General features: G+C 50.3%; 7 protein-coding genes. 5 read left to right on the plus strand and 2 right to left on the minus strand.

Features of this window, described 5'->3' with window-relative positions; all coding sequences use genetic code 11:
- Positions 1-17 precede the first annotated feature (17 nt).
- Together ACFOLF_RS36805 and ACFOLF_RS36810 are read right to left on the minus strand one after the other, a co-directional pair.
- Positions 18-1,013: a DUF6597 domain-containing transcriptional factor gene (locus ACFOLF_RS36805; protein ID WP_379219768.1), complete on the minus strand. Its 996-nt coding sequence runs from the start codon at positions 1,011-1,013 to the stop codon at positions 18-20.
- Entirely contained in the window at positions 1,013-2,023 is a 1,011-nt protein-coding gene (locus ACFOLF_RS36810) for a fatty acid desaturase family protein (protein WP_210040048.1), read from the minus strand. The genes ACFOLF_RS36805 and ACFOLF_RS36810 overlap by 1 nt, the downstream gene beginning before the upstream one ends.
- 489 nt (positions 2,024-2,512) lie before the next feature.
- Here ACFOLF_RS36810 and ACFOLF_RS36815 point away from each other — a divergent pair, with 489 nt between their 5' ends.
- The 5 genes from ACFOLF_RS36815 to ACFOLF_RS36835 are packed head-to-tail and all read left to right on the plus strand — an operon-like array spanning position 2,513 to position 21,049.
- The gene (locus tag ACFOLF_RS36815) at positions 2,513-3,214 is read left to right on the plus strand and encodes a thioesterase II family protein (protein ID WP_210040047.1); all 702 of its coding nucleotides are present in this window, start codon (positions 2,513-2,515) and stop codon (positions 3,212-3,214) included.
- A gap of 49 nt (positions 3,215-3,263) precedes the next feature.
- Complete coding sequence (locus tag ACFOLF_RS36820; protein ID WP_210040046.1) at positions 3,264-9,062, plus strand: non-ribosomal peptide synthetase; 5,799 nt, start codon at positions 3,264-3,266, stop codon at positions 9,060-9,062.
- The gene (locus ACFOLF_RS36825; RefSeq protein ID WP_210040045.1) at positions 9,059-13,309 is read left to right on the plus strand and encodes a type I polyketide synthase; all 4,251 of its coding nucleotides are present in this window, start codon (positions 9,059-9,061) and stop codon (positions 13,307-13,309) included. Before ACFOLF_RS36820 ends, ACFOLF_RS36825 begins: the two co-directional genes overlap by 4 nt.
- Before the next feature lie 9 nt (positions 13,310-13,318).
- The gene (locus ACFOLF_RS36830; RefSeq protein WP_379113163.1) at positions 13,319-17,854 is read left to right on the plus strand and encodes an amino acid adenylation domain-containing protein; all 4,536 of its coding nucleotides are present in this window, start codon (positions 13,319-13,321) and stop codon (positions 17,852-17,854) included.
- 36 nt (positions 17,855-17,890) lie between these two features.
- A complete protein-coding gene (locus tag ACFOLF_RS36835) occupies positions 17,891-21,049 on the plus strand; it encodes a cyclic peptide export ABC transporter (RefSeq protein WP_379113161.1) in 3,159 nt (1,052 codons plus the stop codon).
- Positions 21,050-21,052 lie beyond the last annotated feature (3 nt).

A 21,052-nucleotide genomic window follows, 5' to 3' on the forward strand; every position in this document is an offset into this window, starting at 1 on the left:
CTTAGTCCGGCTTTGGTTCATTTAACCTTTTTCGTGTAGATTTCCGGGGATGTTCCTACGATAGATTTGAAATCATGAATGAAATGAGCCTGATCGTAGTAGCCGAGCTCCAAAGCAAGCCTTGACCAGTCGGGAATCTTGCCATCGTCCATTTTCTCGACCGCTTCGTGAAGCCGGTAGCGTTGAATGATCCATTTGGGGCTGACCCCCACATACTGACGGAATAAGAGCTGAAACTGCCTTTTGCTAACAGGAAAGCGGCGCACAATATCATCCACTTTGATGATGCTTCTATCGGAGATGATCGTTTGAACGACGGTATTAATGAGATCGACATTGAGGTCCCGTTCAGGGAGCCGTTCCCGAATAAATGATTCTGCAAGAGGAATCATCTGCTCTGCGGTCTCCTGGGAAAAAAGCCGCTGCTCCAGCGCCTGGCTGCTCATTCCATAGATTTCCCGGAAAGGCACCATGCGGTCCGTCAGGGTTGAAACGGAATTGTTCAGAAAGGGATAATAAGCTCCAGGCAGGAATTTGACGCCGAAGACCGCTCCTTGCTCTTGGAGAAGCACTGAAAATCTCCCTTTAAAAACGCCCACAATTCGCGAATTGTCTTTTTCAAACACCAGATGAACGGAAGGATGAGGCAGGGTTTCTTGAAGATGCGGTTCCTGCCCCCGAAGATTCCAGCGGACAATCCAGTAATGCTCAATGAAAGGAATGAGATCGGTGGAGGGGGAGTACCGGGAGGCTGAAAATTTGGGATTTTCCTTATTTAGGTGTAATAGTCCAACGGGTTTTCCGGGTTTCAATTCCATCAGAGATCTCTCCAGTATCGAGCAGTTTGGGTGCAGCATTACAAATACTATAGCATAGCCGCAGCCAGGTACCTTGATTGAATTGAAAACCTCTGCTGTCGTACAACAAGGCTGCCCGCGAAACCCGGCAGCCTTGTTGTACGAATTGGAAGGAATAAGAATCCAAATAGAGCATGGTGGGTTACGCTTCCCCATTATCTGCCTTTTAATTTATTCCAAAACGGAATGCGGCCTTGAATATCGTCAATAACAGAAGAAAAGCCCGGGGCAAGCGACAGGAAAAAACCGGTGCAATGATGTGCCTTCTGGTATTCGGAATCTTCCATCAGAACAAGATGCGCCTTTTTGATATTGTAATGGGGTATGGCAGGGAAAAGATGATGAACCAAATGATATGAATTGCGGTGAGGATGAAGAAGCGCCCGTTCAAACCAATTTCCAAAGGAGTTCCTTGTCGCAAACATTTCCTTATCGTTTTCCAGGCCAGCGTGTTCGGCCATCTCAGCCCAATATTTCAGTATTTGCAGCGTCGTCATAAAAGGAATGACCCAAAAAAGTATAAGCTCCAGCCAAAATCCGAAAAAGATGGAGCAGAATATGATCAATGCCCAATATACAGCCCGCACAATGTTGTCGAAACGCGTTTCCTCTTTGGAATACATCGTTACTTTGATCATGCCGCTTAAATAGCGGGGAACATGAACCAAGGTCAAGGGTCTCAGACAATGACGGAGAAAAAATTCCATTCTGCTCTTCGGAGGATTATCCAACCCAACCAATTTATACCGGATTTTATCGGGGTCAATATCGCTCCACAAGTATTTGTGATGGGTCATATGACCCTTAATGTAGGCTCGATAGGAAATCATGATGGGATAAGCTGCAAATAAGCATGCGATCCATTTGTTTAATTTGTGGTTTTTAAACAGCATATTGTGACTGGATTCATGCATCATAATATCCAGACCACGCATACGGCTTCCTATGATTGTGATGCTGATGAGATACATCCAAATCGTCGGTTTTAAATAAAATAGGGCGATAACCGCCGAGATGATCAGCCAGTCCAGTCCTATGGCGAAGTAATTGTACCAATTATTTTGTTGCTGCAGCTCGCGTATATGGCTGCGTATTTCGGGCGAAAAACGATATTTTTCCAATTCATGATGCTCTGTTTCTTCCAAACGGCTTGCTGCGTCGCTCATTATTGTTGCCCTCCTTAATAACTTGAGTCTTGCAAAAACGTTACGAAAAGTCTTGTAAGTGTTTGTAAAACAGAGAGGTTATAGGAGAAAAAACAAGCAGTAATAATTGGCATGAATAAGTAAAATATGTTGCACTTTCAATTATTACTAGTATATTATAAATTGTATTACATCAGTTATTGGAATTGAAATAGGTCAATTATCATGATTAATCCCTATTTTTCAACATATTTGATATATTATAGGGAACATTGACCCTGATATTTAACGTTTTGGAGGAAATAAAGGGAATAATGTGCATATTTGAAAATTGAATGGGCGGATGATAAAATGATTTTCGAAAATCAATATGCCCACGCTGTGTAATGAAAAGCGAACCCGAAATTCTATCAGTTGGAAACGAATTCATATGGAAAATCGCATTTAAAAGATTCAGAATATTTGAAATTTAATAGTTCCACAGAGAAATATTGCCGGAAGGATTCACTCATGAATAACATGCTTCTATTTTGTTTCCCCTATGCGGGCGGGTCTGAATCTATCTACTATCCGTGGCGCAAGCATTTGCTTCCCGGTATTGAGCTGCTGCCAATCCCCTACGCCGGCAGAGGCACAAGATTTCGGGACACTTGCTATAAAAACATGGATGATGCCTTATGCGATCTGTTTGAATATGTAAAAAAATATATCAGCGGAACGAAGTATTCCTTTTTTGGACATAGTATGGGCGGACTAATCGCTTATGAGCTCTGCAGAAAGCTGGAGGGAGAAGGGGTTCATCCTCCCAAGCATGTATTTGTTTCCGGCGTCAGAGCGCCAAACAGGATACGAAGCCATCATCTTCACCAGCTGCCCGAGGAAGAATTCAAGAAAAAATTGGATGAATTAAACGGCACGCCCAAAGAGGTTCTTCACAATCGACAGCTAATGGAAATTTTTCTGCCGATATTGAGATCCGACTTCAGGCTGATCGAAGAATATGCGTTTATGCCGGACAATGCCAGGCTAAACGCCAATATAACCGCATTATACGGGAAAGGGGACGATATCGTTTATGAGGATATGATACATTGGAAGGATTTTACGAAGGAGCAGTTTGGCCTTCAAGGCTATCCCGGAGGACATTTTTTCATTAACGATAACGATTTCGATATCCTGCATCTGATTAACGAAACCTTAGCGGAGCATTGAGTGCAAGCCAACAATCAATACAACTTTTGTACTGATCAGGAGGTTTATAATGCATACCCCAAACATTCCCGCAGACAGCAGACATAATAACGATACCGATCGATTAACGGAAGAAGAAATCTATTGGCTCGGCAAATTGTCACCCGATTTGAGCATGAGCAGTTTTGCGGTTGATCACAAGATGGTGCGTGCGGAAATTCAGAATACAGAAATCTATACGTTTAAACTTTCAGATGAAATTTCCCGGAGAATTACGGCCGTGAGCAAGGGGTCGGAATACGGTGTTTTCATCATTTTGCTGTGCGGAATTCAATATTTGCTATCCATACATTCGGGAAATAAAGATGTTGTTGTCGGGATTCCGGTGTTCAGGACAAAGTCCGGACCGGCTTTTCAGGGTAACCATTTGATTATACGAAATGTGATGGATAGCCGCATGACGTTCAAGGATCTTCTGTTCGAGGTAAAACAAACCATCTCGGATGCGGGCAAGCACCAGAAAGTTTCCTACTCCAAGCTGGCAAAGCTTCTGCATCTGGAAACGCCTGCCGGAGATCTGCCGAAACCGCGAACGGTCGTCTTACTGGAAAATATCCAAAATAATGCTTCCGCCGGTCAGTCGGCCGCCGATACGACGTTTCAGTTCAACTTGGCGGGAGAGCACATTCATTGCCGTGTATCGTTTAAGACAGGCGGCATTACGCAGGAGACCATTCGCGGTATTGCGAATCATTTCAATCACTTCTTCAGAACCGTTCTGGATAACCCTGACATCCTATTGTCCGGGATTGGTATTCCGGATGAAGAGAGGAGCCGTCTATTATACGAGTTTAACGAAACGGCTGCCCCTTATCCAAAGGACAAAACCGTAGTTGACTGGTTTGAAGAGCAGGTGGAGAGAACCCCGCATCAAACAGCAGTCGTTTATCAGAATCGAAAGCTGACCTACAGGGAACTCAACGCCAAAGCGAATCAAATCGCCTATCTATTGATTGGACATGGGATCGGGGAAGGCAGCGTTGTCGGGATCATGGTGGAAAGATCGCTTGAGATGCCCGTAGGGATGATGGGGATTTTAAAGACCGGGGGAGCGTATTTGCCGATTGACCCGAGCTTGCCGAAGGAACGAATCAGGTCTCTGCTGAACAATTCGCAGGCCGGCATCATTCTGGTAAACGGCAATCTTGAAGTAAATATTTCTGATCCGGAGATGAAAATCGTCGATATCGGGAGCGCCTTGGCGAGCAGCGTGCCGGAGGCTATGGATAATCCGGGATTGACGTATGACCCGGAGGGCATGATGTACGTTCTGTTCACGTCGGGAACCACAGGCGTGCCCAAAGGGGTAATGGTGAAACGGCGTTCATTCGTTAATTTGCTGAATTGGTATATACGCGAACTGAAGCTGAGCGATGCTGACGACCTGATGCTGATCGCACCGCTCAGCTTCGATACGGCGCATAAAAATTTGTTCGCTCCTTTATTGGTGGGCGGGCGGCTGCACCTGTTCACCGCAGGGATGTATGACTATAACGAGATGTCGGATGTGATCGCCCGTGAACGGATTACGGTTATCAATTGTTCGCCGAGTGCCCTATACCCTTTGATCGATTACAACGAGAACAACGAATACCGCAAATTAAGCCCTTTGAAGCATGTGATCGTGGGCGGCGAGCCTATTAATCTGAAGAAGCTGAAGCCATGGCTCCAATCACCCGAATGCCGCTCCGATGTCATCAATACCTATGGTCCTACCGAGTGTACGGATATCGCGGCCTCCTTCAAGTTTAACCGCCTGAATATGGAGCAATTGGAAATTGTTCCGCTCGGCAAACCGCTGCCCAATACCGAAATATACATCGTGGATGAGGATACGAACCTGCAGCCGATTGGTGTTGCCGGCGAGTTGTGCATCAGCGGAGACGGTCTGTCGCTCGGCTATTATAACGCGCCGAATCTGACGAACGAGAAATTCGTGGAATGTCCGTTCTATCCGGGTAAAAAGATTTATAAAACCGGAGACCTCGCAAGATGGATGCAGGACGGAACACTTGAATTTCTCGGCCGCAAAGACTTTCAGACCAAGATCAGAGGCTTCCGTGTCGAGCTTGGCGAAGTCGAGCATTGCCTGCTGCAGCATCCCGGCGTGGAAGAGGCCATAGCAGTGTCTATGAAAGATTCTGCAGGCATGGATGTGCTATGCGCCTATTTCGTTTCCCGCCAGAAGCTGCCGGTTGCAGAATTAAGAAGCTATGTTGCCCAGAAGCTCCCCGATTTCATGATACCCGCATATTTCACGCAGCTCGACAAAATGCCTCTCAACAACAATGGGAAAATCGATCGGAAAGCCCTGCCCGCACCGGATCCGGATACAGCCGCAAGCTCGCCTTATGCCGCACCGGAAAGCAATATGGAACGATTGTTTGCAGGCATATGGGAAGAGGTTCTGGGTGTGGCGAGAGTTGGCATCCATGATGATTTCTTTGAACTGGGAGGCCATTCGCTAAAAGCCGCTGCCATCGTGCTGAAGATCAACAGGGAGCTGGAAACCAGCTTGCAAATAAGCGGCTTGTTCCGCCATCCCAACATAAGAGCGTTCGCCAAATACGCGGAGAGCTTGCAAGGGCGGCAATATCCGGCCATTCGGCCTGTGGAAACAACCGGGACTTATCCCGTTCCTTCGCAGCAGAAGCGTCTGTTCATCTTGTGGCAGCTGGATCGGAGTTCGCTCGCCTATAATATGACCTCTGTGAATATGATCGAGGGCGGTCTCGACCGGCGGAAGCTGGAGGATACGCTCGGACGTCTTATCCGCCGGCATGAATCGCTGCGGACCTCCTTCATATTCAAGGACGGCGAGCTTGTGCAGACGATCCGACCCGACATTACCTTCACGTTGGAATTCGAAGAAGCGGAAGAAATTTGGCTTCAGCGTGCAGTCAATGATTTTGTGAAGCCCTTCGATCTGGAAAAGGAGCCGCTATTCAGAGTCAAGCTCATGAAGGTTGGAGACAACAGGCACCTGCTGCTGACCGATATCCATCACATTGTCTTCGACGGCGCGTCGATGGATATCTTGATGCAGGAATTCTCCGAGCTGTACTCAGGGATGAGTCAGAGCGAGCTCGAGCTGCAATACAAAGACTATTCGGTATGGCAGGCTGAGCAGAATGCGGCCGATGACAGGAGAAGGCAAGAGGCGTATTGGCTGAATCTGTTCAAGGATGGTGTTCCCGAGCTTCAACTGAATACAGATTATCCGCGGCAGCCTGTCATACGGTTCGAGGGCGGCAGCGTAAGCGTCCTCGCTAACGCAGAATTGACCGCGAGCTTAAGAGCGGTGGCCGCAGAGAGCGGGGCAACCTTATATATGCTGCTGTTGTCCGCCGTTAACGCGCTGTTGTTCAAATACACCGGGCAAGAGGACGTTGTAATCGGCTCTCCGACGGCAGGGAGGTCCCATCCGGGTCTGGAACGGATTGTTGGCATGTTCGTTAACACGGTTGTCATGAGAAACTTTCCATGCGGGGGAAAGACGTTCAACGCTCTTCTGGGCGAAGTCAAGGAGAATACGCTGAAGGCCTTCGAGAATGAACAATATCCCTTTGAAGTACTGGTGGATAAACTGGGAGTTCCAAGGAACACGGGAAGAAATCCTTTATACGATGTGATTTTTGCGCAGGAAAGCGATGATCGCGCGGCCATGGATACTGCCGGATTGTCCTTCCGGGAATATCCGGTTGAGGAGCGTTCGGCCCAGATCGATCTTTCCATTCGGGCCCTTGAGAAGAGGAGCACCCTTGATTTCAGATTTAAATACCGCACGGATCTGTTTGCGGAAGAAACAATCGCAAGGATGGCCGGCCATTTCATCCGTTTGCTTGAGGAAATCGCTCAAAACCGCGATGTCCGATTGCAGGATATCCGCATCCTGTCCGACCAGGATGAGCGGCTCCTGCTTGAAGGCTTCAACAATACGCAGACTGAATTCCCGTACGAAAAGACGGTACATGAATTAATCGGGCGGCAGGTGCGGGACACTCCAACGGAGACGGCTATCGTGTATAAGGACAGGCAGCTGACATATGCCGAGCTGGATGAGCAGGCTAACCGGCTTGCCCGCGTTCTGAGAAACAAGGGAGTGAAACGAAACGATATTATCGGAATCATTGCGGAGCCATCTGCCGAAATGGTCATAAGCGTACTGGGGGTACTGAAGTCCGGGGGCGCTTATCTGCCGATTGATCCCGGTTTCCCGGTGAACAGGATCCGCTATATGCTGGAGGACAGCCGCTGTTCATTGATCGTGACGCAGCGCCCTCTTCAGGAGTTTTTGAAGCTTGATCAGATCGCGCTGGATGATGAATCTTTAAGCCAGGTTGAAGCATCCTGCCCGGAGAACGTCAATCTTCCCGGCGATCTGGCTTATGTGATCTATACATCCGGCACGACAGGGAAGCCGAAGGGCGTCATGATCGAGCACCGGAACATGACGAATCAGCTTGCGGGATTCACCGGCCGGCTGAAGTTCGACCGTGAATGCCGTCATCTGTTTCTGGCCAAGTTCACCTTCGATGTGTCGGTGCAGCAGATGCTGCTGCCGCTTCTTTCCGGCGGACAGCTGTATATCCCCGGCGAAGAAACGGCTGCTGAGCCCGGACGTCTCTGGAGCTACATGGCGAAGCATCAAATTAACGTTCTGTGCGCCGTACCCGCCCATATGAAAGTTCTTCTGAACAACAGACGCGATATCGTTAATCACCGGTTCCGTTACGTCATGCTGGCGGGTGAAGTGTTCAGCAGAAATCTGTATGACGAAGTGCGAAGCGCCGTCCATGCCGATCAGATCGTGAATCTGTACGGGCCGACCGAAGCAACAATCTATACGACTTACCATATCTGCGACGGCAGCGAGGCAGGTGCGAGCCTGCCGATCGGCCGGCCTTTGGATAATTACAGAACGTATATTCTGGACCGCGATCTTCGCCCGGTGCCGCTGGGGGTGGCGGGAGAGCTGTACATCTCCGGTGCTGGAGTGGGAAGAGGGTATTTGAACAGACCGGACCTGACCCGCGAACGGTTTGTCCCCGACCCGTTCCTGGATGGCGCGAGCATGTACAAGACGGGAGATTTGGTCAGATGGCTTCCGGACGGCGGCATCGAATATATGGGAAGACTTGACCATCAGGTCAAAATCAAGGGAATCCGGATTGAGCCGGGCGAAATCAACCATCATCTCCTGAATCATGGCAGCGTTAATGATGCGGTTGTCGCGGCAAAAATGAATCCGTCCGGCGAAGCCTACCTGTGCGCGTATGTGGTCGCGGAAGACGCTGTAACCACAACGGAATTAAGGGAATACCTGGGATTGCATTTGTCCGGGTATATGATTCCCGAGCGATTCGTGCAGCTTGCGCAGCTGCCTGCAACGACCAGCGGTAAAATCGATATCAAGGCACTGCAGGAAAGAGAAGATGAAACCTATATGCTTTCGGGAACCGCTTATGCGGAGCCTTCAAGCGGTCTTGAGCAGGCGATAGCGGAGATATGGAAGCAGGTGCTCGGAACGGACCGGGTTGGAGTCCACGACCATTTCTTCGAGCTTGGCGGAAATTCCCTGAATATTATCGAGGCGCATGTCCTCCTGAAGGAACGGCTGAACGTCGACCTGCCGGTAGTTGAACTGTTTCGTTATTCCTCTATCCATGCATTAGCAAGGCGCTTGGGGACGACAGCAGACGAAGGCGTGCGGGAAGGAAGCGGCCCGGATCGGGATCAAGTCAGGGAGGAATCGAAGAACCGGTTAAAGCAAAGAATGCAGAGAAAAAAAGAGGGTGGGAAATTATGAACAACCATACGACAAACGGGCTTGAGATCGCGGTTGTCGGAATGGCATGCCGGGTTCCGGGCGGAAACGATATCCGCAGCTTCTGGGATACGATCAAGAACGGAACGGAAGCGATCTCTTTCTTCACGAATGAGGAGCTGCAGGAAGCGGGCGTCGACCCGGAGACGCTCCGTAGTCCCGGCTATGTCAAAGCCGGGGGCGTGATCCGTGATTCGGAATGGTTTGACACCTACTTGTTCCACTACTCCCCCCGGGAAGCGGAAGTGATGGACCCCCAGCTTAAAGTGCTGCATGAATGTGCTTGGGAAGCGCTTGAGCAAGCCGGCTGCTGCGGGGAGCATGGGAACGGATTAACGGGCGTCTATATCGGAGGGTCAACAAACTTATATTGGATGAACGATGTGTTTCAACAAGCGCCCGACTTTATGAGAGAGGCTAACTTATTGAACGGATCGCAATTTTTCAGCACGAGATTATCGCATCAGCTGAATTTGAAGGGCCCAAGCTATACGGTTCAAACGGCATGTTCATCTTCATTGGTTGCCATTCATCTGGCCTGTCAGGGTCTTCTGGGCGGCGAATGCGATATCGCTCTGGCCGGAGGCGTATCCATCACACTGCCGGAGAAAAGAGGCTATTGGTATCAGGAGGGCATGATTCTGTCACCCGACGGGCACTGCAGACCGTTCGACGCCAATGCCAAAGGAACGGTGAATGGCAGCGGAGCGGGCATGGTGGTCCTGAAAAGGCTGCAGGATGCCATTGAGAGCGGAGATTATATTTACGCGGTCGTAAAGGGGTCGGCGGTTAACAATGACGGCCGCGATAAAGTCAGCTTTACCGCGCCTAGCATAGAGGGACAGGCCGATGCGATCAGGTCCGCTCTGCTCATGGCGGAAGTCGAACCGGAAAGCATCACCTATGTGGAGGCGCACGGGACCGGGACCGTACTCGGCGATCCGATTGAAATCGAAGGGCTGAAGCTGGCATTTAATACCGGCAAGCGGGGCTACTGCGGCATCGGATCAGTTAAAGCGAATATCGGGCATCTCGATAATGCTGCGGGCGTGGCCGGTTTCATCAAGACAGCGCTTTCCCTGAAGCACCGGCTGATTCCGCCGAGCATTAATTTCGCGAAGCCGAACGACAAAATCGATTTTGAACGAAGCCCGTTCTATGTCAACACCCGTCCGGCTGAGTGGAAGCATTCGGATTTTCCATTAAGAGCCGGGGTAAGTTCATTCGGAATCGGCGGAACCAATGCTCATCTGGTGCTCGAGGAAGCTCCGGACAGAGGCAGCCCGGACCGCGGCAGAAGGGTCCAGCTTCTGTCGCTCTCCGCGCAAACCATGAAGTCCCTTGATGAACAGACCCGCAGGCTGGCCGATTATTTGGACCAGAACGAAGACATTGATTTGGCCGATGCGGCCTATACGCTTCTGGTCGGCAGAAAACAGATGAAGCACCGCAGGGTGCTGGCGGCGGCGGATGCAGCCGAGGCCAAGCGGGAGCTGTCTTCAGCGCATTCTGCCAAAGTACAGACGGCGAAGGTGTCCGGCTCCGTCAAGCCGGTCATCTTCATGTTCCCGGGACAAGGCTCCCAATATATCAATATGGGATTGGAGCTGTATAGAGAAGAACAAGGATTTCGCGAAGAGGTAGACCAATGCTGTCATATCCTGGCCAGGTTAAGGGGATATGATATGAAGGAAATCTTGTATCCGGCACATATCTGGGAGGGAACTAACGAGAGGATTCATCAAACATCCTATACTCAACCTGCAATTTTTATTTTTGAATATGCGCTGGCCAGGATGCTGATGAATTGGGGGATCCGCCCGGACGGCATGATCGGACATAGTCTGGGCGAATATGTGGCCGCTTGTTTATCCGGAGTGCTGTCGCTCGAACATGCCCTGGCACTGGTTTCGGCACGCGCCGACCTTATGCAGCGGCTGCCGGCGGGCGGCATGTTGAGCGTGATGGCGACGTCAGACAGGCTGCTGCCGCTGCTTGGCCCCGGTCTGTCCATTGCTGTTTTAAACGGTCCGTCACAGTGTGTCGTTTCGGGTTCATATGAAGAATTGAATGATCTGGAGGCAGAACTGGACCGGGAGGGTCTCCGTCATAAGAGGCTGCAGACTTCCCATGCCTTTCATTCATCAATGATGGACCCGGTTCTAAGCGCCTTTGAAGAGAAAGCCAGGGAAGCCGTCTTTGGCGAGCCGCAGATTCCTTATATTTCAAATGTCACGGGAAAGTGGATAACTGCCCAGGAAGCGGCGGACCCCCGGTACTGGGTGAAGCATTTGCGCGGCACCGTCCGGTTTTCCGAGGGTGTGGGGCAATTATTGGCGGATGCGGACAGTATCTTTGTCGAGGTAGGGCCAGGCAAGACATTAAGCGCATTCGTCAGACAGCAACTTGACGAAGAAGCGGCAGCACGGAATGTGATCGTGAACATGGTAAAGTCTTCCAATGAAAATGTGCCGGACGACGAATTCTTGCTTCGCGGAATCGGTAGGCTGCATATTCATGGCGCGCACATCGATTGGCAGAGCTATTACGCAGGAGAGAGAAGATTCCGCGTTCCGCTGCCCACGTATGCGTTTGATCGCCAGTATTACAGCATTCGTGCCGGCCAAGCCGGAAGCGGAGCCGACAATCGGGGTACGACAGGCCGGGTCGGCGGGGATGCGGCCCGGGGCAGTAACGGGCAGCTGGCAGCAAAAGACGGGACGCCAATGACAGATAAGGAACATCTCATTATTGAAGCCTATAAGGAAGTTACGGGAGTAAAGAATATAACCCTTTATGACGATTTCTTCGAGCTGGGAGGCAGCTCGCTCTCTGCAGTCAACGTTGTATCCAGACTGCAGAAGGACCTTCGGATATCCATCCGTCAACTGTTTGAATATCCGCGGGCGTCCGATCTGGCACGGCATATCGGCTTCAAGACAGAAGACTCTTTCCTGCCGAAGGACGAATTGAAGCGCTACTTGCTGGCGCGGAGAGATAGATATCTTTCGCCCGCGGATGCGGACAATGAATGGGAAGCAAAACGCCTTCTATACGAGGAGAGAAGCAGGGGATATAACGCAACGAGCCTTACCCGCAGGGTGGAATACAAAGATATTTTGTTGACGGGAAGCACGGGATACCTGGGAATCTATTTGCTCTATGAATTATTAAGGCATTCGAGCAGCAATGTGCATCTTATCATAAGAAGCGGGAGCCGGGAGGAAGCCGTGAACCGGATCAAAGAAAAGCTCCGCTTTTATTTCGGTCCGGACTTTTATGAGGAATGGAACCGGAGAATTTTCGTATATAACGGTGATTTAACGAAGAAGAATCTGGGAATGGATGACAGAGGGTACCGGGATCTCTGCGGACTCGTTCCATGCATAATTCATTCCGCGGCCAATGTCAGCCATTACGGCAAATACGACGAATCTTATGAGGCCAACATTGTCGCTACGGATAATTTAATCGAGTTTGCGCTCACGGGACGGATCAAGGATTTTAACCATATCTCGACGATGGCCGTCGCTTCCGGCAGGGTTGAACATCAGAAGGACATCCTGTTTACCGAATTCGATTGCGATGTCGGACAAGCCATGACCAGTCCATACTCGAAAACGAAGCTCATAGCAGAGAAACGATTGATGGAAGCAAGACAAAAAGGAGTCGACGTTACTATTTTCCGTGTCGGCAACATCGTATTCGACTCCCGTTCCGGCAAGTTCCAGGAAAACATCGCACAAAACGCTTTATATTCCTTAATCCAATCCTATGTCACGATCGGATTGATTCCGGAAATGGAGAGGGATACGGATTTTTCATGCGTGGATGACGTAAGCCGGGCAATTGTGAGCTTGTTCGACCGAATGGAGCTGAAGAATGAGACCCATCATATTTACAATCCGAGCCCTGTCAGCATGTCGGAGCTGCTGACGATGCCAGGTTTGGCGCTCGGCGTGGAACAGGCGTCAATCGAACGGTTTCTGGACTACGTCTATGATGAAAATCAGGTCCGCGGGCATTCATCCCCTATCTATAACATCCAGCTGCACAGCATCGGAGATGAATGGGGAGAGCTTGACAGTCCGGCCGATCACACTCTATTCCATGTCAGGAGCGACAAGACGGCCGCGCTGTTAGAAAGAACGGGTTTTGTATGGAAAGAGATGAACGAGCAGCTTGCCGGCCGTATGGTAGATTACTGCCGGCAGGTGAAATTCCTGTAGGATTCGGAGGTGCGGCAGTTGATAAGCAAAGACATCTTGCATCGTACGGAAGATTTTAATCTTACACATCCTCAAAAAAGAATATGGTACATGGAAAATATCAACCCTGGCCAATCGATGCATAATATCGGCGGCACAGTAAGAATAAAAGGAACGGCGGATTTCGCTTTACTGGAGGAAGCGATCCGCTCGTTTGTAAAAACGAATGAGGGCATCCGGCTTCGTCTTACGGAGTCGGAGGGTGATGTCCGGCAATATATAAGCGATGATTCAAGTTTTCCTATCGACTATTTCGATTTCAGTGCACACCCGAATCCGGAAGCACCATTTACCGCCTGGGTTCGTCAGGAAGCGTCGGCGCATATGCCGATCTACGACAACGCCTTGTTTTATTTCGCTTTATTGAAATTGGGAGATCGCGACAACGGTTATTTCGTTAAGGCGCATCATATGGTTGCGGACGGGTGGTCGATGAATCTTCTGACCGAACAGATTTGCGGCGCTTACTTAAAGCTCTTAAAAGGAGAGGAGGCAACCAGCCGAACCGGAAATTCCTATCTCTCTTACATCGAACAGGAGCAAACGTATTTGGCGAGCGCGCGGCTGCTGAAAAACAGGAAATTCTGGAACGACAAATTCTCGGCGCTGCCGGAGCCGGCAGGAAATGCCGGTTTGGAATGCGGCGCAGGAAACCGCAAAACATTTTCGCTGCGAAGCGGGCAAACCGAACGTATCAAACAATTCGCCGCCGATCATAATATTTCGCTGTATACCTTCTTCGTGGCCTTGTATCTCATCTATCTTCATAAGCTGTCCAGACGGGATGATCTCGTTGTCGGACTGCCGCTGCTGAATCGGGCGGGTAAACAAGAGAAGAGCATGGTGGGGATGTTTACGAGCACGATGCCGTTTCGCTTTCGTATGGATGCGGAAGTGCCGGCAAGTCAATTAATCGGGGACATGAACCGCGAGTTGACGCAATGCTATTATCACCAGAGGTATCCGTTCGATCTCCTGGTGCAGGATTTGGAATTGAACAAGAAGGGCTACGGCCCTTTATTCCATTCCTCTGTCAATTATTATAACACCCGACTGATGAACGACCTTAATGGCATTCCAATCGAAAATGAAGAATTTTACAGCGGGGAGCAGCTCTATTCGTTCCAGCTGATTATCCGGGAATGGTCCGGCTCGGGGGAGCTCCAGCTGGATATGGACTATAAGCTGCAGGATTATACGGAAGAAAGGATCCAGCAGACATACAATAGTCTGCTCCATCTGGCCGATCAAGTCGTTCAGTTTCCCGACCGGAAGCTGAGCGGGTTCAACCTTGTAGCTGAAGAGGATTGGAATAGACGGATATACGAATTCAACGCTACCGAATTCGATTATCCGAAAGAGAAGACGATTCACCGGCTGTTCGCGGAACAGGCGGCAAGGACGCCGGATCGGATCGCGCTCCGTCTGAATAATCAAACCTTAACTTATCGGGGATTACATGAAAAATCGAATCAATTGGCAAGATTTCTTCTGGGAAAAGGCGTAAAAAGAGGAGTCATCGTCGGGCTGTCAACGAAACATTCGATGGAAACGATCATCGGGATTCTCGGGATTCTTAAAGCGGGAGGCGCTTATTTGCCCGTCGATCCCGGCTTGCCGCCTGACAGGATTCATTATATGCTGCAGGATTCGGGGACTTCCATCCTATTGACAAATAACGAAATGTTTCATTCATCGAACCTGTCCCGTTTCGAAGGAGAAGTCATTCAGCTGAATTCGGCAAGCCTGTATACAGGGGAGGACTCCGATCTTGGGGACCTTAGCGGGCCGTCCGACCTGGTCTATATCATATACACATCAGGTTCTACCGGATTGCCGAAAGGCGCCATGATTGAGCATCGCGGACTGGTGAATTATGTCTGTTGGGCAAAGCGGGTGTATGCGGATTCCGGTGAGACTGACGTGTTCGCACTCTATTCTTCCTTGACTTTCGATCTGACGGTCACCTCGATATTCACGCCGCTCATCGGCGGCGGCCAGATTGCCATTTATCCCGCCGATGACAATGAGTATGTGCTCTATAAAATAGTCCGGGAAGCTGTAGCAACCATTGTAAAACTGACACCCTCCCATCTCTCCCTATTAAAGGATACCGTTTCCGGGACGGGTTCGATCCGAACCTTTATCGTCGGAGGCGAAGATTTAAAGACAAGCCTCGCAAGCAGCATTCTGGACCGTTTCGGCAGTCATGTCACGATCTACAACGAATACGGTCCGACGGAGACGGTCGTAGGATGTATGATCCACCGGTTCGATGCCGGGAAGGATCAAGGAATCTCGGTTCCAATCGGCATCCCGGCCCAAAATATGAAAATATATATATTGGATCCGGAGCTCAATCCGGTGCCGGACGGTGAAACCGGAGAGCTGTACATCTCCGGAGACGGAGTTGCACGGGGTTACCTGAACAGGCCGGAGCTGACGAAAGAGAGATTTATCAATAATCCTTTCGTTCAGGGAAAGCGGATGTATAAAACGGGCGACTTGGCCAGATTTAAGGACGGAGGCAGGATCGAATACGCGGGAAGAACGGACAGTCAAGTGAAAATACGCGGGCACCGTATCGAGCCGGGCGAGATCGAGCATTGTATGACCCATCATCCAGGCGTAAAAGAAGCCGTTGCCATGGACCGCGAGGACCGGAACGGCGGCCGGTATCTCTGCGTTTATTACACCGGGCAAGAAGAGATTCCCGCACCGGGGCTGGCGAATTTCTTGAAAGAATATTTGCCGGAATATATGATTCCCGCTTATTTTGTGGCACTGGACGCCATCCCTTTGACGATTAACGGGAAGGTCGATAAAGCTGCTTTACCCGAGCCTGCACCAGCAGGGAACGAACCGGCCGCCCGCGAAGCAGCAAATGGAATGGAACGGTTGCTGGTCGATACCGTCGGACATGTTCTGAATGCAGAAGATCCGAGCCTGAAGGATAATTTCTATTATTTGGGCGGGGATTCCATCAAAGCGATCCAGATCGCCTCGAGGCTGGGGAGCGGGGGGTACAGAATCAAAGTAAAGGATATATTGGTTCACCCGGTAATCTCAGATATGGCATTATATGTGGAAACCATTGGGGGAGGGGCGGCCGGAGAAGACAGCCCTTGCGTAGGCGTGATTAAGCCGCTTCCTTCGACATCTTGGCTTTTCTCGCAGCGTTTGCCGGACATGAACCATTACACACAATCGGTGCTGCTCCAATTAAAAGGCGAGCTGTATCCCGATAAACTGGAAACGGCGCTGAATATGATCATCCGCCATCACGATGCCTTCAGAATCAACTATATTGCCCGGACGGGGGAGCTGAGCTATAACGATTCCCTTCTCTTGGGACAATGCGAAATCAGGATTGTCGATTTGTCGGGATATCCGGTTTCCGAACAGCCTGCTCAAATCTCGGGGATCGGGGAGAAGTTGAAAGCAAGCTTTGACATTGAAAATGGAGTTTTGATCAAGGCTTGCATTTTTCATCTTGGCGGTCAGGATACCAGGCTGCTCATGACCGCTCATCATTTGGCCGTCGACGGGATATCCTGGAGAATTATCTTCGAGGATATGAGCCATGTGTACGAACAATTGCTGCATAACAAGATTGCCGCACTCCCGCCAAAAACATGTTCGGTACAGGACTGGGCCGCCCAATTGGAGCAGTTTGGCCGGGGTCCTGCGAGAAGAAGCCTGCCTTTCTGGAATGAGCAGGTTGTTGGAACCGGCACGGAAACGTGGAGCGATTTTGACCTGGGTGCGGATGCTATGGAATGCTGCGCAACGGTAGAATACCGGTTGGCGGAAGATGAAACAAAGCGGCTGCTGTTCAAGGCGAACGACGCCTACAGGACAAAAGGCGATGAATTGATGCTCATCGCGTTGGCGCTGGTGATGAGGGATTATACGAAAACCGGCGACGTGTTGGTAGAAATCGAGAGACATGGGCGCGAGGAGATCGCGGACCATATCGACATATCAAGAACGGTAGGCTGGTTTACGAGCTTATATCCGGTCAGACTGGCAGTCCCGTATACCGGTCTGTCATCGCAAATCAAGCTGCTGAAGGATCAATTGCGGGGGATCCCGAACAATGGACTTTGTCATGGTGTCTTGAAATATGTAACCGGCGAATTGGACGGCGATCCGGGGAAAAATGTGCGGTTTAATTATCTGGGCGATTTTAACGCTTCATTTACGAGCGGAATATTCGAATATGCGGAGGAGCCTGCCGGCAGAGACTGCAGCGGCCGCAATGAAATGTCTTGTCTGCTGGATATCGTCGCTTATATGGTGAATAACAGGCTGAAACTTTCGATAACCTACAGCCGCAACAAGTTTAGACCGGAGACGGCAGAGCGATTTGCCCGCTCCTATATGGATCGGTTGAGAGAGGTCATCGATCATTGCAGCGGCAGGGACCACAGCGAATTTACGCCTGCCGATTTTGAAACGACAGACCTCTCGAGCGACGAGCTCGAACATCTTTTTAACGATTGAAATCATGCCGAACCGATTCTCGAAGTGGAGAGGACCATGCCGAAAATGCAAACAAGATCCATATGGATGATCCTTGTCGTATTCCTGCTGGTTCCAACCATAGCCGGACCCGCCGCCGCTGCCGCGGCGAATGAAAGCGCGGCAGCGGAATTGCCGGACGGCTATGAACGCCAGCTGGACTCATGGATTCAGAAGCAACAGAAAGAGGGGAAAATTCCCGGCTTGTCGGTCGTCGTCGTCAAGGACGATCAACCTGTTTATAAAAAAAGTTTCGGCTATTCCAATCGGGAGACGAAGCAGTCCGTAACCGAACAAACCTTGTTCGAAATCGGATCAAACAGCAAGGCCTTTACGGCTCTGGCTGTCTATCAGCTTGCCGGAGAAGGCGTCATCGATTTGAATGAGCCGGTCAGCACATATTTGCCCTGGTTCCAAATGAAGTATAAGGGCGAGCACGATGGGCAGCTCATCAACGGTGCGGTCGATATCACGTTGGAACAGCTGCTGCACCACAGCAGCGGAATCCCGTTCGAGACGATCAAGGACATTCCCGTGACGGACGATGAAGATGCGCTTGAACAAACGGTGAGAACGCTGCTGAATCACCCTCTAGCGTCCTACCCGGGAGAACAATTTGAATACGCGACGATCAATTACGATATTTTGGGCCTGATCATTCAGGAAGTGACGAACCAATCGTTTGAGCAATATGCGGACAGCCATATCCTGAAGCCTTTTGGGCTCGATCATACGTATCTGTTCAGGCAGGAGGCCGCCCAGCAAGGCATGGCAGAGGGCTACAAGCTGGGATTCTTGAGACCTGTCCAGTATGATGCTCCGATGTACCGCGGCAATACACCGGCCGGATATTTCATCTCCAATGCGGAGGATATGGAAAAGTGGCTGAGGATCCAGATGGGCACATCCGCGCTGGAACAGGCCGACCAGGACACGGTTCTAAGAACGCATGAGCCGAACCGCTCCGTTGCGCCCTCTTCGGACGGTTCGTCCTATGCGGGGGGATGGGAGGTATATCAGAGCGGGGAAGGTGAAATCTCCCATGACGGAAGCAATCCGAACTTTTCCTCCTTCCTCGTATTTCGTCCCCATGAGGGTCTGGGCGTTGCCGTACTGGCTAACTTGAACTCGTCTTATACAAGCGTCATGGGTCAAGGCATCATGGACATCCTTCAAGGAAAGAAACCGGCGGACAACGCGCAGGATATGTATAAAAGCCTCGACGTCTTTGCTTTTTTCGTCATCCTGCTGATGCTCCCGCTGATAGTTGTTACACTGTATTTTATTGTTCTGTCCGCAGCCCGGATTTACAAGAAAAAAAGAAGGCTGGAGAAGCATGCAGCCAGGCGTATAGGGATTCCGCTGGCATCGCTCGCATTTATCCTGGTATCGGGGTATTGTCTATATCAAATTCCCGACGTATTATTTTCCGGGCTTTCCTGGGATTTCGTCAAGGTGTGGGCGCCTGCGAGTCTGATTGTTGCGATTGGCGCGGTCATGTCCGCCATCATCCTTTTCTGCGTATACCTGACGCTGGTATCCGTTTTTCCGGAACGCAGGGACAGGAATTTTTTCCCCCTCATCCTGTTGAGCATCGCAAGCGGCTTCGGCAATGCGATGATCATCTTTATCGTCAATGAAGCGTTAAACCGGACGGGGCAATCCGGAAGCGGACTGTTTTTATATTTTGCACTGGGTATTGTCATTTACGTGATGGGACAGAAGTTCGTCCGGACCAGGCTCATCACGCTTACGAATAATTTGATCGCTGATAAAAGGATCGAGCTGCTGGACAAAATTTTGAATACCCCCTATGAGAAAATCGAGCGGCTCGAGAGCGAAAAGATTCAAACCACGTTAAATAATGATACGGAAGCCATCAGCAACCACGCGGCTACTCTCATTACCGGACTGACGGATTCGATAACGCTGCTGTGCTGCCTGGTCTATCTGGGAATTCTGAATGTCTACGGACTGCTGATTTCCATTGCCGTCATGCTCGTTGCGGCAGGCTTATATTATGTGGCAGGAAGGTCGGCCAATAAGCTGTGGGAGCAAACGAGAAACATTCAGAATACCTTCTTCCGATATATCAACGATCTTACCGGAGGCTATAAGGAACTCAGGCTGGGATCGGCAAAACGGGAGCATTTCAGAGCGGATATGCAGGAAAGCATCGGCGATTACAAGGACAAGCGGATCCGGGGCGGGCTGAAGTTCGCCAATGTCTTTATAATCGGCGAATTGTTGTTCACGCTCGTGATCGGGGCGGTCACGTTCTTGTTTCCCATTCTGTTCGAGCAGGTGCAGAGCCATTCTCTGCGAAACTATGTGTTCGTATTCCTCTACATGACAGGGCCTGTCAACAGCATTCTTAATGCAATTCCGCATGCCGTACAGCTGCGGATCAGCTGGAAGCGGATCAAAGCGTTTATCGCGCATTTGACGGAGATTGAAGCCGGCAAGGAGAGGACAGAAGGAGAGGTTGTGCAATCCGGAGGCTTGCAAATTGAACTGAAGGACGTGGAATACGAATACCGCGGCGAGAATGGCGAGTCCTTTCGGGTCGGACCGATCGACTGCAAATTTCATTCCGGCGAGATCGTTTTTATTACGGGAGGGAACGGAAGCGGCAAATCAACGCTTGCGAAACTGATTACTGGATTGTACGCGTGCGAGAAGGGTGAAATATTCGTCAACAACCAAGTCATCGGCCAGGAGGAGCTGGGCGAACTCTACTCTGCCATCTTCAGCGACTACTACCTGTTCACCAAAATATACGGCATCGATTGCGCGTCCAAAGAGGACGAGATCGATACCTATTTGAAACTGCTGCGCATCGACGAGAAGCTGCAAATTCAAGACGGGGAGTTCAGTACGACGAAGCTTTCGACAGGTCAAAGAAAGCGACTGGCACTATTGATCAACTATCTGGAGGACAAGCCGATCTGCCTGTTTGACGAGTGGGCGGCCGACCAGGATCCGGAGTTCAGACAATTCTTCTATACGGAATTATTGCCGCAGTTCAAATCCAAAGGGAAGTGCGTCATTGCCATTACCCACGACGACCGTTATTTTCATATGGCAGACAAGCTGATCAAGATGGAAAGAGGAGAAATCGTAGAAGAACAACAAATGAACCATACTCTTGCAGGTTCTGCTGCACAAGCGAGATAGGAG

Origin of the sequence: Paenibacillus sepulcri (assembly GCF_042647105.1) — a bacterium.
Lineage (GTDB): Bacteria > Bacillota > Bacilli > Paenibacillales > Paenibacillaceae > Paenibacillus_Z > Paenibacillus_Z sepulcri.

Excerpts from the sequence above, each read along its gene's own strand:
- ACFOLF_RS36805 (WP_379219768.1), bottom strand. The coding sequence starts at position 1,013 with ATGGGGAAGCGTAACCCACCATGCTCTATTTGGATTCTTATTCCTTCC.
- ACFOLF_RS36810 (WP_210040048.1), bottom strand. The coding sequence starts at position 2,023 with ATGAGCGACGCAGCAAGCCGTTTGGAAGAAACAGAGCATCATGAATTG.
- ACFOLF_RS36815 (WP_210040047.1), top strand. The coding sequence starts at position 2,513 with ATGAATAACATGCTTCTATTTTGTTTCCCCTATGCGGGCGGGTCTGAA.
- ACFOLF_RS36820 (WP_210040046.1), top strand. The coding sequence starts at position 3,264 with ATGCATACCCCAAACATTCCCGCAGACAGCAGACATAATAACGATACC.
- ACFOLF_RS36825 (WP_210040045.1), top strand. The coding sequence starts at position 9,059 with ATGAACAACCATACGACAAACGGGCTTGAGATCGCGGTTGTCGGAATG.
- ACFOLF_RS36835 (WP_379113161.1), top strand. The coding sequence starts at position 17,891 with ATGCCGAAAATGCAAACAAGATCCATATGGATGATCCTTGTCGTATTC.